This is a genomic window from Kitasatospora sp. NPDC002522 (assembly GCF_053595195.1).
In genome coordinates, this window is record NZ_JBSFXE010000009.1 from 51757 (window position 1) to 64057 (window position 12301).

Consider the following 12301-nt stretch of genomic DNA (forward strand, 5'->3'; position numbering starts at 1 on the left):
TCCCGGGGTGGCAGCCGGGCGGACCGAGTCGAGTCCAACGCGAGGAGTGAGAACGAGATGACCACGGACCGGGCTGTCCTGGCCGGCGGCTGCTTCTGGGGGATGCAGGACCTGATCCGCAAGCTCCCCGGCGTCGAGTCGACCCGCACCGGCTACACCGGTGGCGAGGTGCCGAACGCGACCTACCGCCACCACCCCGGCCACGCCGAGGCGCTGGAGATCGTCTACGACCCGGAGCGGATCAGCTACCGCACGCTGCTGGAGTACTTCTTCCAGATCCACGACCCGAGCACGCTCAACCGCCAGGGCAACGACATCGGCAGCAGCTACCGCTCGGCGATCTTCTTCGCCGACGACGCGCAGAAGGCCACCGCGATCGACACCATCGCCGACGTCAACGCGAGCGGCCTGTGGCCGGGCGACGCGGTCACCGAGGTGACCCCGCTCGGCGACTTCTGGGAGGCCGAGCCGGAGCACCAGGACTACCTGGAGCGCTACCCGGACGGCTACACCTGCCACTTCCCGCGGCCGAACTGGAAGCTGCCGGTGCGCGACACCGCCTGACGGCGCTGCTGACGGCCAGTCGGTGACGGTGAGTCAGTGACGGTCGGTCGGTGACGGCGGGCCCTCGGGGATCTATGTGTCCCCGGGGGCCCGCCGTCGTGCGTCCGGCGGTCGACGGGGCGTCAGACGAGAGCGCTGGTGCGGGTGAAGCGGGCGGCGACGGCCGGGATCACCCGGCGGGGCAGCAGGCGCGGGCCGGCCGCGGTGAGGCGGTTGAGCAGGCCGTCCACCGCGCTCGACCGGCCCTTCGCCAGGGCGGCCAGCGCCGTCGCGACCACCTGCTCCGGGCGCCGCTTGCCGCCCGGGCCGGTCACCTCGTTGCCCATCACCTCGAAGAACGGGGTGTCCGTCGCGCCCGGGCAGATCGCCAGCGCCCGCACCCCAGTGCCCTTCAGCTCGTAGGCCAGTGCCTCGGTGAACGAGAGCACGTAGGCCTTGGTCGCCCCGTACACCGCCATGCCCGGGATCGGCTGGAAGGAGGCGGTGCTCGCCACGTTCAGCACCGCGCCGCGGCCGCGGGCCACCATGCCGGGCAGCAGACGGGTGGTGAGCTCGGTGAGGGTCAGGCAGTTCAGCTGCACCTGGGCGGCGATCCGGGACGGGTCGGCCGCGGCCAGCGGGCCGTGCATGCCGAAGCCCGCGTTGTTCACCAACACGTCCGGGACGATGTCCAGTTCGGCCAGACGCTGCTGGAGTTCGGCAGCCGCGCCCGGGCGGGCCAGGTCGAGTGCGAGCGGGCGGGCCGCGACGCCGTGCGCCGCGGACAGCTCCGCGGCGAGCGCCGTCAGCCGCTCCTCGGTGCGGGCGACCAGCACCAGGTCGGCGCCGCGGGCGGCGAGTTCGCGGGCGAAGGCGGCGCCGATGCCGGTGGAGGCACCGGTGATCAGGACGGTGCTGCGGGTGAAGTCCATCGGGGTTACCTCGGGCTCGTCGGAGATGTTGGCGGTGACAACACCCGAATGTAGTCGGTGTCAACAATGTGGTCAACGGCAACACTCGCCTATCATGAGCTCATGCGAACGGGCCGCTACCACCACGGAGACCTCCGCGCCGCCCTCCTGGACCAGGCCGAGCGGGCACTCCAGGAGCGCGGCGCCGACGCACTCTCGCTGCGCGAGCTCGCCCGCGCGCTCGACGTCAGCCACGCCGCGCCCAGCCGGCACTTCCGCGACAAGCAGGCCCTGCTGGACGCCCTCGCGCTGACCGGCATCGAACGGATCACCGCCGCCTCGCACGCCGGACTCGCCGAGGCCGGCGAGGAGTTCGACGCCCGGGTGCGCGCCTTCGCCCGCGCGTACGTCGACTTCGCCGCCGAGCGGCCCGCGCTGCTGGAACTCACCTTCAGCCGCAAGCACGACCCGGCGGTCGCCGACGAACTCCACCAGGCCTGGCTGCCCCTGGAGACCGAGGTGCACCGGGTGATCGCCCAGGGCCAGGCCGAGGGGCTGGTCCGGGACGGCAGCATCGAACGCGTCTTCGGCGTCCTGTTCACCGCCGTCCACGGCGTCGCCGCCCGGGCGGCCGGCGGGCAGATCGCCGGGCCGGCGCTGGACCAGGTGCTGGACGACGTGCTGGAACACGTGCTGCGCGGGCTCGCTCCCGCGCCGGGGGACCGTCCGCTGGAACCGCCGGTCGAGGAACTGTGCTGACGGGTGTCGTGCTGGTGGCGCGGGTGCTGACGGCGGGTCAGTGGCTCGCGCGGGCGGTGAGCAGGGCGTCCAGGGAGTCGACGATCCAGTCCCAGGACTGCTGAGGGTCGACCGGGGTGTGGGCGAAGCCGCCGCCGGACTCCAGGCTGATGTAGCCGTGGAAGACGCTGCCGAGCAGGCGTACCGCGTGCGTCTCGGCCGGCTCGGTGAGGTGGTAGCCGCGCAGGATCGCCCTGGTCAGCTGGGCGTGCCGGACGCCGGCGCTCGCCGCCGCGGTCTCCGGGTCCAGGCGCAGCCGGGCGGCGTCGTAGCGGCCGGGGTGTTCGCGGGCGTAGCCGCGGTAGGCCTCGGCGAAGGCGGCGAGGGCGTCGCGTCCGGCGCGGCCGGCCACCGCTTCGGCGGCGCGGTCGGCGAGTTCGGCGAGGGCGAGCAGGGCGATCCGGGTCTTCAGGTCCTGCGAGTTCCGCACGTGCGAGTACAGGCTGGCGACCTTCACGTCGAAGCGGCGGGCCAGCTCCGAGACGGTGACCTGCTCGAAGCCCACCTCGTCGGCGAGTTCCGCCCCTGCGCGGGTCAGCAGTTCGGGTGTCAGGCCGGCACGTGCCACGGCCGCCTCCTGTTCCTCGATCGTCGTCCTGCGTCGATTATGCGTTTGCCTAAAGGGCTTAGGCAAATTAGCGTGGCCTTTCGTGAGAGAACTGAACGACACCGAGATCCGCGCCGCCTTCCTGAACTGTTCCAAGGGCGAGGCGAAGCGCCTGAACCTGCCCCGGGAGCTGGCCGAACAGCCGTGGGACGACCTCGACTTCCTCGGCTGGCGCGACCCCCAGGCCCCCGACCGCGCCTACCTGGTCGCCGAGCTCGACGGCCGCCCGCAGGCCATCGTCCTGCGCACCTCCAGCCCGTCCTCCTGGCAGCCCCGCCGCAGCATCTGCTCCCTCTGCGTCACCACCCACACCGGCGGCGTCTCGCTCCTGGTCGCCCCGCTGGCCGGGCCCGCCGGCCGCCAGGGCAACTCCGTCGGCGCCTACATGTGCGCCGACCTCGCCTGCCCGCTCTACGTCCGCGGCCTCCGCGAGACCGGCACCAAGATCCACGAGTCCCTCACCACCGAGCAGCGGATCGACCGCATGGTGGGCAACGTGGCGGCGTTCCTCGCGAAGGTGCGCGGCGAAGCGGCGAAGTGACACCGCGTCGGGTCCGGTGCCGCGCTCGGGGCCGCGGGAGACGGCGGCGTCAGGCTCGGCGGGCGGAGGCGGTGAGCCGGTCGGCGAGCGCGATGACGAGGTCGCGGAGCTCGTCCGGCCGCTCGATGACGAACGGCCGGTCGAGCGAGGCGAGGACGGGAGGCAGCCAGTCGAGCCGCTCCGCGCGCAGTTCGACGTGGAGCCACCGCTCGGCGTGCGGATCCGCTCCCTCCTCGGGCGCGGGCTCCGCCACGCTCGCGACACTGGCGGGGAGCCGGGTGCGGACCTGATCGACCGTCCCGTGGATCCGCAGGGTCACCTCGTGCCGGTACGCGGCCTCGGCGAGCCCCGACAGGACGCGCTGAGCCGGGTCGAGTCCGGCGGGCGGCTCGAACGAGCCCGGCAGCGTCCGCGCGTCCGCGATGCGGTCGAGCCGGAACGTCCGGTCCTGGCCGATCCCGGGATCGGTGCCCGTGACGTACCACCGGCCGGCATGGGTGACGATCCCGTACGGGTGCAGCGTGCGTTCGCTTCGCCGGCCGTCCCGGCCGGTGTACCTGATCGAGACCGGGCGGCGATGTCGCACCGCATCGGCGACGGCGAGCAGGACCCCGGTCTCCGGGGTGGCCGACTCACCCGGCGGAGCCGTGAAGGCGAGCGATTCCATGACGGCGTCGAGCCGACGGGCCAGGCGCTCGGGCAGCGCCCGGCGGATCTTGGCCGCTGCCGTCTCGCCCGCGGTCCCGGGTGCCGTCTCGGGAGCTGTCAGCAACCCCGTCCTGCGGCCGGCGACCAGGCCGAGCAGCACGGCGAGCGCCTCGTCGTCGTTGAGCATCAGCGGAGGCATCCGGTACCCCGGGGCGAGCCGGTACCCGCCGTAGCGGCCACGGACCGCCTCGACGGGGATGTCGAGGTCGACCAGGTGGTCCACGTACCGCCGCACGGTGCGCCCGTCGACGCCGAGCCGGTCGGCGAGTTCGGCCGCCGTCCTGGTGCCGCCGGACTGCAGGAGTTCCAGGAGGGTGAGCACGCGGCTGGTGGGTCGAGCCATGTCCACGAGCCTAGCGTCGATACCGGACCGATTCTGTCCACTATCTGCTCTAACGTCCGAGGTGCAACGACTCCACCAACCCGAGGAGAGCACCATGGACTTCGTTTCGACGCGGATCATCACCGGCGACATCGCGCGCCTCGTCGACTTCTACGAGCGAGCCACCGGAGTGCGGGCGGACTGGTCCACCGAGGACTTCGCCGAACTGCGGACCGCCGGCGCGACCCTCGCGATCGGCAGCACCCGCACCGTGGCCCTGTTCGCACCCGGCTCCGCCCGCCCGGCCGACAACCACTCCGTGATCATCGAGTTCCTCGTCGCCGACGTGGACGACGTCCACCGGAACCTGACCGGTCTCGTCGCCGACTTCGTCACCGAGCCCACCACCATGCCCTGGGGCAACCGCTCGCTCCTGCTCCGCGACCCCGACGGCAACCTCGTCAACTTCTTCACCCCCGTCACGCCGGAGGCCATCGAGAAATTCGCCCGCTGAACGATCAGCCGCACGGCCGAGCGGGCGGGGACGGGGTCGTGCTTGGCGGGATCTTGGCGGTCTCAGGCGGTTACGCCACTCGCCGGGGTGGGGTCGGTGATCAGAGGATGAGGTCATCGGCGGCGGCCGGGGGAACCCGGGGCCGTTCGCCGGATTCCGTTCCGCCCAGTACGAACGCGAGGCCTCCGCATGTCTGTTGCCGCTTCCACCGAGATCACCAGCGCCGTCCTGAGCGTGCCCGCCGCCGCCCCGGCCGAGGCCGCTGCGCACTACGCCGCCCGGCTCGCCTTCGAGGCTGACGTCTCGGACGTGCACACCGACCTCGCGTCCGGCGTGCCCGGCATCGTGGTGGTCGACACCCGCAGTGAGGTCGCCTGGGAGCAGGGTCGCATCCCCGGAGCGCTGCACATCCCGACTGCGCGGATCGCCGAGCTGGCACCGGAGTTGATCGAGCCGAGCCAGACGGTGGTCACCTACTGCTGGGGCCCCGGCTGCAACGGTGCCACCCGTGCGGCGCTGGTCTTCGCCCGGCTCGGCTACCAGGTCAAGGAGATGCTCGGCGGCTTCGAGTACTGGGTCCGCGAGGGCTTCGCGTACGACTCGGCCGCCGGCACCCAGCAGCGTCCGATCGACGACCTGACCGCGCCGCGCTCGGGCATCTCCTGCGCCTGCTGAACTCGCCCGGGGATAAGGGGCGTGGGCCGCGGCCGAGGGGACCCGGAGTGATCCGGCCCGCTCGCGTCCTCGTATCGTGGGCGCCATGGCGCAGGAACCAGGCGTGGATCTCGCTGCGCGTCGCCACCGACGTCCTGCCGCTCCTGGTCAACGCCTGCTCGGCGGCCTGCCTGCAGGCCCTGCCCCGGCCGCCCGAGGGCTACGTCCCGTCACCGCACGCCGGTGGCCCGGGACTCGCCCAGCCCGTCGCGGACTACGCCTAGAGTCCAGTCCGCACGGGTCGTCAGGGGTGGAAGCTGATCTCCGGGTTGCTCGCGGTCGGGCCGTCGAGGATCGGTTGCGGAATGCCCTTCAGGTGCAGGTCGAAGAAGGCCGCGACGTACGTGCGGGTGAGCTGCACCGAGCGCTGGGCGGTGAGCGTGCTGCCGGGAGGGACGGGGAGGTCGAACTTCTCCGCGAACACCGGGATGTCGGTGAAGGTCCCGTGGTTGGAGCCGGCGACCGTCAACCAGCGCTTCCAGCCGTCGAGGTGGGCCCAGCTGTCCGTCCAGGTGGGGTCCTCGTCGCCGCCCAGCGGGTGGCCGATCATCATGAACGGCTTGCCGTCGAGCCCGGAGGCGGGCACCTCGTAGTCCATGGTGCCGTCCAGGTCCACACCGGCCAGGATCCGGTCGTCGGTGAGCATGGCCGGGACGGCCGCCGCGCCGCCGAGCGAGTGCCCGGCCATGCCGATCCGGTCGTCGTCGATCATCCGGGAATAGCGCCAGGCGGGGTGGGGGTGGGCGGTCAGCCGGTCGAGGACGAAGGACATGTCCTTCGCGCGGCTCGCGGACACGGCCGCGGGACCGCCCTCGGGGAACCGGCCGCAGATGACGCAGGGGAGCGTCGTCCCGTCGGGGAAGGTGGTCCCGGTGTTCTCGTAGGTGTGGTCGACGAGCGCGACGACGTACCCCCGGCTGGCCAGGTCCTCGGCGAGGCTGGTCAGTTCGGTGCGCGGCATGGTGAAGCCGGGGGAGAGCAGCACGAGCGGGAACCGGCCGTGCTCCGGGCGCGCGCCGGACTCCGACCAGGTCCGGGTCGCGGTGACCGCCTCGGTGGGGATGGTGTTGCCCGGCAGCTTTCCGTCCAGCATGAGGCGGGCGGCCTCGGGGGTCATGTACGGGGCCGGCCCGCCCGTCCCGGCCTTCGCGGGGTAGTACATCGACACCATCAGCTGGCGCGGGCCCGCCGACGGGACCCACGGGTCGGGCCGGTCCTGGTCGACGAGGTGGAGGATCTCCCGGCCGACGGCGTAGCGGCCGGTCGGGCGCGGCAGGTCGGCGTGGTCGACCTCCGGCGCGGTGGCCGTGCTCGATGCGGTGGCCGTGCTCGGCGCGGTGGCGACGGCGCCGGGCGAAGGCGCGGCCAGCGCCGGAGTGGTGGCGACGACGGACAGGGGCAGGGCCAGCAGCAGGGCTGCGGCGGCGGCAGTGCGACGCATACCGGTCATGCCCACGACGGTAGGTCGGGAGAACGGGAGTTGACGTCGCCTCAGGGGTGTAGGGGCTTCGCCGGAGCGGGCGGCGTTGCCGCCTCCGGGACGCCATCGGGTTCACCCCTACTGGGCCTCCGCAAATCGCCGGACCCGGCTCGACGGGCTCCGGTGGGAAGGGGGTTGCCGATGCGGGAGCGGGCGGGGCGGTTTCGGGTGGGGGGTGGGTGGATAGACTCCGTGCCATGACTGTGCGTCAGCTGGAGCCGGTGGTGATGGAGGCCGGCCTTGCGGCCTGGGTCGAGGCCACCGCCGCGAAGGCGGGCATGAGCACGGCCGAGTACCTGGCCGCGCTGGCCGAGGCGGACCGGCGGAGCAGCGCGGCGGAGCGGGCCGGGCGGCTGGCTGCGCCCGTGTACCAGCAGTGGGTGGCCGAGGGGCGGCCGATGGACGGCGGGCTGGGCCTGGACGAGGTCTTCGGCCGGTGAGCGTCCGGTACGAGGTGCGGATCGCCAAACAGGTGGCCGAGGTGATCGCCGAACTGCCGGTCGCGGCGCGCGAGGAACTGCGGGCCGCCCTGCTGCGGGCCCAGGACAACCCGGCGGCGTGGCCGCAGGCGGACCGGTACGACCTGGACGACACGGTGCGGGTGGTCACCACGGAGACGGTGATCGCGCACTACGCGGTGGTCCAACCGGCCCGCCACCTCTGGGTGTTCGCGGTCACCACGCTCTGACGCTCGCCGCGCGCCCGCCGTCCGTCGTCCGTCGTCCGACCCGAGCCCGGACGGCGACCGCACGGCGACCGCACGGCTACCGGACGTCGGCTCAGACGCTCGGCTTGCGGACCTCGAACAGGGTGCGGGACATGGTGGAGACGAAGGCGCCGTCGCGCTCGATGAGTTCGTGCAGGTCGCGCAGGCGGTCGCGGTAGGCGTCGACGGTGAAGCCCGGTACCGACCAGATCACCTTGCGCAGGAAGTAGACCATCGCGCCGACGTCGAAGAACTCCAGGCGCAGCCGCTCGTTGCGGCACTGCACCACCTCCAGCCCCGCGGCGCGGGCGGCGGCCGCCTCCACCTCGTGGTCGCGGACGTCGGGGACGTCGAACGGGCCGAGGAAGAACTCACTGGTCTCGACGTTGGTGCGGTCGCCGACGTGCTGGGCGAAGTAGGTGCCGCCCGGGGCGAGGACGCGGGCGAGCTCCGGCCAGTCGACGATCGCGGGATGACGGCTGGTGACCAGGTCGAAGGCGCCGTCCGCGAAGGGGAGCGGCGCGTCCTCCGCGTTGGCGACCACGACCGCGCCGAGCGGGTGGAGCAGTGCGGTGGCCTTCGCGATGTTCGGCGGCCAGCCCTCGGTGGCGACCATCACCTGCGGGAAGCGCTCCGGGCGAGCGCCCGCCAGCACCTCGCCCCCGCCGGTCTGCACGTCCAGCGCGGCCGTGGCGCCGGCGAGGCGCTGACGCAGCAACCGCTGGTACCCCCAGGACGGGCGCTGCTCGGTGGCCCGGCCGTCGAGCCAGGAGAAGTCCCAGCCGTCCACCGAGACCGCCGCGGCCTCGTCCAGCAGTTCGTCGAAGGTGTGTCCCATGACCCGCATGAAAGCACGTCAGGACCGGGTGACACGAACGGTTTTACCGCCCCGCCCGCCGGTCAGGGGGCGCAGTGTCAGCTTCGTTCGGCGGCCCGCCGAGCGGGGGATTCGCGGTCCTGGAGGGTGATCCGGCGAGACGCGCGACATGGACGCCGTGCGCCCGGGAACGGCATCGGTGGGAACCGGACGATCTGCCCGATCAGGAGGAACGCGATGCACCTCACCATGGTTCTGCTGCTCACGCCCTTGGTGCTGGCCGCCGCCGTGGCCACTGCCCGGCCCAGCCCCCGCCGCGGCCGCCACCGCGCCGGGCCGCGCCGCGAGGAGAACTGACGCGGGTACGGTCGTCTGACCTGCGCGAGACGCATCCTGACGGGCCGTCAGTCGGCGTGGCCAGTGCTTTGCCTCCAGTAGCGGGATCAGCCGGAACGCCGCGTCCGAGACCCCGCCGAAGGTGTGGCGGTGCCGCCCGGACGGGGCGTGGCCGGTGGCGCAGCCGGACAGGTTCCAGGTGTGGACCGGGACGTGCTCGGGCACCACGGCGAACGCGTCCGGGCCCGGTGCGTCGTCAGATGGAAGTGACCGGAGAACCCCGCGCATCGGGAGGCGTCCGGGGACACCGTGGAGCCGGACCGTCGCGCCGTCGCGTGAGTGAGGGGACGGCGGGGGAGCGGCCGCCTCAGCCGGGGCGCAGTGCCGTGCAGACGCAGGCCCGGTTGCCGTCGGGGTCGGCCAGGACGGTGAAGGAGGGCGCGTGGGAGGCGTCCACCACGGTTCCGCCGGCGGCGATCGCCGCGGCGATGCGGGCGTCGGCGACTTCGGGGGCCAGCCACAGGTCGATGTGCCAGCGCTGGCGCGGTGGGTGGTGCGGTTCGGTGGCCTGGAACCAGACCGGGGGGACGCGATTGCCGGGGTCGAGCACGGCGTCGTCCGCGGGGTGGTGGTGTGCGGCGTCGCCGGTGAGCAGGGCGGCCCAGAACGGGCCGACGGTCGTCTGGTCGGCGGTGTCCAGGGCGAACTCCACCTGCGCCAACTCGCCCGGTACGGCGGTGAGTCGGTGGTCGGCGGCGATCCGGCTGACCTCGCGGGCCAGCGCCAGGTCGGCGGCGGTGACGGCCCGGACGCCGGTGGCCGCGTCCACGGTGGACAGCGCCACCTCCGCGTAGCCGGCGCCGAGCCGCAGCTCGGGCTGGAGTCCGGCGGCCTCGGCCGCCGCCGCGACGGCGGCGACGAACGCCGCCCCGGCCACCGCGCCGGGCACCCGGTACCGGGCGGCAAGGGGCTGGGCGAGCTTGCGCCAGTCGGCCAACCCGCCGTCGGCGATGGCCGCCAGGACCTCCTCGGTGCTGACCGTGCCGCTGACCTTCGTCACGCCGACCTCGTCCACGCCGACCTCGTCCACGCGCGCTCGACACCTTCCGTGCTCCGGGGCTCCGGCCTGCTGCACGGAGGGCCGTGCAGGCTCGTCGCCCAACGTACCGCCGGACCGGCTGCCGCCGCGGCACCACCGCGGGGATCGCCCGGCGCGGCGGCGCCGGACCCTCGTGGTGCGGTGGCCGGAGAGTCGGCGTTTCAGCGAGTCGGGCCGAGGTCCGGGGGGAGGGCGGCGAGGAGGCGGGCCACCGCCGTGGCGGCGTCGGCGACCTCCTCGGCCTCGTCCTCGGTGGAGCGCGAGTGGAGCCGGTAGCGGCCGTCGGGCAGCGGCTCGGCGGTGAGGCCGACGTGCCGGTAGGGGTGGTCGGCGGTGTTGGAGAACCAGAGCGAGAAGTGGCTGTGCACGGGTCTCAGTTGACGCAGCGTCGGCTCGGCGAAGGCGGCCTCCAGCAGGGCGCGGGCGGCCGGGAAGCGGTCCCAGCCGCTGCCGACCACCTCGCAGCGGGTGAGGTCCTGGCGCCAGGCCAGTTCGACCGGGTCGAGCCGTTCGCGCTCGTGGGCCCGGGCCCAGTCGGGGATGCGCAGGAACGGGGCGGCCCGGCCGGTCCGGTCGAGGTCGGCGCCCGAGGTCCAGGCGGCCACCGCGGCGGTGATCGCGGCCAGATCGGGGGTGGTGCCGTGGGCGAGCATCGCGCCGTGCCGGGAGAGCCGGACGTGGTAACTGCCGGTGCGGTGACGGCCGATCACCACGGCCCGGGAGCGGTCGGTGTCGTGTTCGGCGGGGGCGTCGCCGAAGGTGTCGGCGGGGTCGTCGCCGAAGGTGACGATCCGGTCCGCCGCCGCCGAGGACGGTTCGGGCAGGCGCAGGCCCGAAGCGGCGGCGGTGGCGGCGAGTTCGGCGGCGAGCGAGCTTGCGGCGACGGCCTCGGGATCGGCGGGCATGACGGTCAGTCTGCCGTACGGGGAGCGGCTCGAGCCGGGCGCGGTGGACCTTCGCCCCGGCAGCGGGCACGGGCTGCCGGCGGGATCCGAACGGAGCCGGTCGGTGACGGAGCGTTAGGGAATGGAAACGCAAAGAACTGGTATAGGTCCGTGATCGAACAGGTGAAGGAAGGGGAAATTCCGCATGAGAGCATGTGTCGGTCCGGGCACGCACCAGTGCCGGATCCAGGGAGGACTCGCACAGCATGGCGCTCAGTGACGACATGGCGGCCGACGTCCGGCCGCGCCGCCGCCGGGGCAGGAAGATCCTGCTGACCGGTGTGGCCGTGGTGGCGGCGCTCGGGCTGGCCGGCGGCGGCGCCGCGCTGTGGACGTACCGGCACCTGGAGGGCAACCTCGACACCGTCGACCTGCACCAGGCGCTGGGCGAGGACCGGCCGGCGCCGCTGCCGGCCGGGGCGCAGGACATCCTGGTGCTCGGCTCGGACTCCCGCTCCGGCGACAACGGCGACCTGGCCGGCGGCGACGTCGGCGGCACCGCGCGCTCGGACACCGCGATGGTGGTGCACATACCCCAGGGCCGGGCCGAGGCCACCGTGGTGAGCATCCCGCGCGACACCATGGTCGCCCGCCCGGCCTGCACCTCCGGCACCGGCAGGCAACTGCCGGCCGCGCCCCGGGTGATGTTCAACTCGATCTACACCGGCGGCGGCCCCGCCTGCGTGGTGAAGACCGTCGAGTCGATGACCGGGCTGCGGATGAACCACTACGTGGAGATCGACTTCGCCGGGTTCAAGGAACTCGTCGACGCGATGGGTGGGGTGGACGTCACCGTCGACAAGCCGATCGACGACAAGTACAGCGGGCTGCACCTGGCGGCCGGCACCCACACCCTGGACGGCACCCAGGCGCTCGCGTTCGTGCGCACCCGCCACGGCATAGGCGACGGCAGCGACCTGGGCCGGATCGGGCTGCAGCAGAAGTTCCTGCTCGCGGTGCTCTCCCAACTCCAGCGGCAGGGCACCCTGTCCAGCCCGACCAAGCTCTACGGGGTGGTGGACGCCGCCACCAAGGCGCTGACCACCGACTCCGACCTGGGCTCGCTGCCGAGCCTGGCGACCTTCGCACAGAGCATGAAGGGCCTTCGCGCGGACCGCATGCAGACCCTGATGCTGCCCGTGGTCGCCGACCGGATCGACCCGAACCGGGTGGTGGCCGACGAGCCCGCCGCCAGACGGCTGTGGCAGGCGCTGCGGGAGAACGGGCCGATCCCGGCGGCGGCGAAGCGCGGCTGACGCAC

The 12301-nt window shown here is 73.3% G+C and carries 16 protein-coding genes; 9 read left to right on the plus strand and 7 right to left on the minus strand.

The features are described 5' to 3' along the window. The first annotated feature begins 57 nt into the window (after window positions 1–57). Window positions 58–564: a peptide-methionine (S)-S-oxide reductase MsrA gene (gene msrA / locus ACWD4U_RS09845; protein WP_363450599.1), complete on the plus strand. Its 507-nt coding sequence runs from the start codon at window positions 58–60 to the stop codon at window positions 562–564. A 122-nt stretch (window positions 565–686) separates the two neighbouring features. Here msrA and ACWD4U_RS09850 read toward each other — a convergent pair whose 3' ends face one another. Then, window positions 687–1475: an SDR family NAD(P)-dependent oxidoreductase gene (locus ACWD4U_RS09850; protein WP_363450597.1), complete on the minus strand. Its 789-nt coding sequence runs from the start codon at window positions 1473–1475 to the stop codon at window positions 687–689. A 102-nt stretch (window positions 1476–1577) separates the two neighbouring features. Between ACWD4U_RS09850 and ACWD4U_RS09855 the strand changes: the two genes are divergently transcribed. Continuing rightward, window positions 1578–2213 (plus strand): TetR/AcrR family transcriptional regulator, encoded by a 636-nt coding sequence (locus ACWD4U_RS09855; protein ID WP_363450595.1) that lies wholly within the window; start codon window positions 1578–1580, stop codon window positions 2211–2213. Window positions 2214–2250: 37 nt separating this feature from the next. On the opposite strand, the gene ACWD4U_RS09860 is transcribed toward ACWD4U_RS09855, so the two are convergent. Continuing rightward, complete coding sequence (locus ACWD4U_RS09860; RefSeq protein WP_363450593.1) at window positions 2251–2820, minus strand: TetR/AcrR family transcriptional regulator; 570 nt, start codon at window positions 2818–2820, stop codon at window positions 2251–2253. A gap of 82 nt (window positions 2821–2902) precedes the next feature. On the opposite strand from ACWD4U_RS09860, the gene ACWD4U_RS09865 reads away from it, so the two are divergent. Further along, window positions 2903–3400: an FBP domain-containing protein gene (locus tag ACWD4U_RS09865; protein WP_363450591.1), complete on the plus strand. Its 498-nt coding sequence runs from the start codon at window positions 2903–2905 to the stop codon at window positions 3398–3400. 49 nt (window positions 3401–3449) lie between these two features. On the opposite strand, the gene ACWD4U_RS09870 is transcribed toward ACWD4U_RS09865, so the two are convergent. After that, on the minus strand, window positions 3450–4451 hold the full coding sequence (locus ACWD4U_RS09870) for a helix-turn-helix transcriptional regulator (RefSeq protein ID WP_363450589.1): 1002 nt from the start codon (window positions 4449–4451) through the stop codon (window positions 3450–3452). A gap of 94 nt (window positions 4452–4545) precedes the next feature. Here ACWD4U_RS09870 and ACWD4U_RS09875 point away from each other — a divergent pair, with 94 nt between their 5' ends. The 3 genes from ACWD4U_RS09875 (at window position 4546) to ACWD4U_RS09885 (ending at window position 5882) form a co-directional block, all read left to right on the plus strand. Beyond that, window positions 4546–4944 (plus strand): VOC family protein, encoded by a 399-nt coding sequence (locus ACWD4U_RS09875; protein ID WP_363450587.1) that lies wholly within the window; start codon window positions 4546–4548, stop codon window positions 4942–4944. Window positions 4945–5133: 189 nt separating this feature from the next. Next, window positions 5134–5619, plus strand: a complete 486-nt coding sequence (locus ACWD4U_RS09880) for a rhodanese-like domain-containing protein (protein ID WP_363450585.1) — start codon at window positions 5134–5136, stop codon at window positions 5617–5619. 47 nt (window positions 5620–5666) lie between these two features. After that, a complete protein-coding gene (locus ACWD4U_RS09885; RefSeq protein WP_363450583.1) occupies window positions 5667–5882 on the plus strand; it encodes a hypothetical protein in 216 nt (71 codons plus the stop codon). A 20-nt stretch (window positions 5883–5902) separates the two neighbouring features. On the opposite strand, the gene ACWD4U_RS09890 is transcribed toward ACWD4U_RS09885, so the two are convergent. Then, a complete protein-coding gene (locus tag ACWD4U_RS09890) occupies window positions 5903–7108 on the minus strand; it encodes an alpha/beta hydrolase family protein (RefSeq protein WP_363450581.1) in 1206 nt (401 codons plus the stop codon). A 227-nt stretch (window positions 7109–7335) separates the two neighbouring features. On the opposite strand from ACWD4U_RS09890, the gene ACWD4U_RS09895 reads away from it, so the two are divergent. After that, window positions 7336–7578, plus strand: a complete 243-nt coding sequence (locus tag ACWD4U_RS09895; RefSeq protein WP_363450579.1) for a hypothetical protein — start codon at window positions 7336–7338, stop codon at window positions 7576–7578. Further along, window positions 7575–7826, plus strand: a complete 252-nt coding sequence (locus tag ACWD4U_RS09900) for a hypothetical protein (RefSeq protein WP_363450577.1) — start codon at window positions 7575–7577, stop codon at window positions 7824–7826. Before ACWD4U_RS09895 ends, ACWD4U_RS09900 begins: the two co-directional genes overlap by 4 nt. 91 nt (window positions 7827–7917) lie before the next feature. Here the strand turns inward: ACWD4U_RS09900 and ACWD4U_RS09905 are convergent, their stop codons facing one another. The 3 genes from ACWD4U_RS09905 to ACWD4U_RS09915 form a co-directional block, all read right to left on the minus strand. Then, on the minus strand, window positions 7918–8682 hold the full coding sequence (locus tag ACWD4U_RS09905; RefSeq protein WP_363450575.1) for a class I SAM-dependent methyltransferase: 765 nt from the start codon (window positions 8680–8682) through the stop codon (window positions 7918–7920). Between the two features lie 682 nt (window positions 8683–9364). Beyond that, complete coding sequence (locus ACWD4U_RS09910; RefSeq protein ID WP_363450573.1) at window positions 9365–10087, minus strand: VOC family protein; 723 nt, start codon at window positions 10085–10087, stop codon at window positions 9365–9367. Window positions 10088–10257: 170 nt separating this feature from the next. Continuing rightward, window positions 10258–11001: a DUF6193 family natural product biosynthesis protein gene (locus tag ACWD4U_RS09915; RefSeq protein WP_363450571.1), complete on the minus strand. Its 744-nt coding sequence runs from the start codon at window positions 10999–11001 to the stop codon at window positions 10258–10260. A 245-nt stretch (window positions 11002–11246) separates the two neighbouring features. On the opposite strand from ACWD4U_RS09915, the gene ACWD4U_RS09920 reads away from it, so the two are divergent. After that, the gene (locus ACWD4U_RS09920) at window positions 11247–12296 is read left to right on the plus strand and encodes an LCP family protein (protein WP_363450569.1); all 1050 of its coding nucleotides are present in this window, start codon (window positions 11247–11249) and stop codon (window positions 12294–12296) included. Window positions 12297–12301 lie beyond the last annotated feature (5 nt).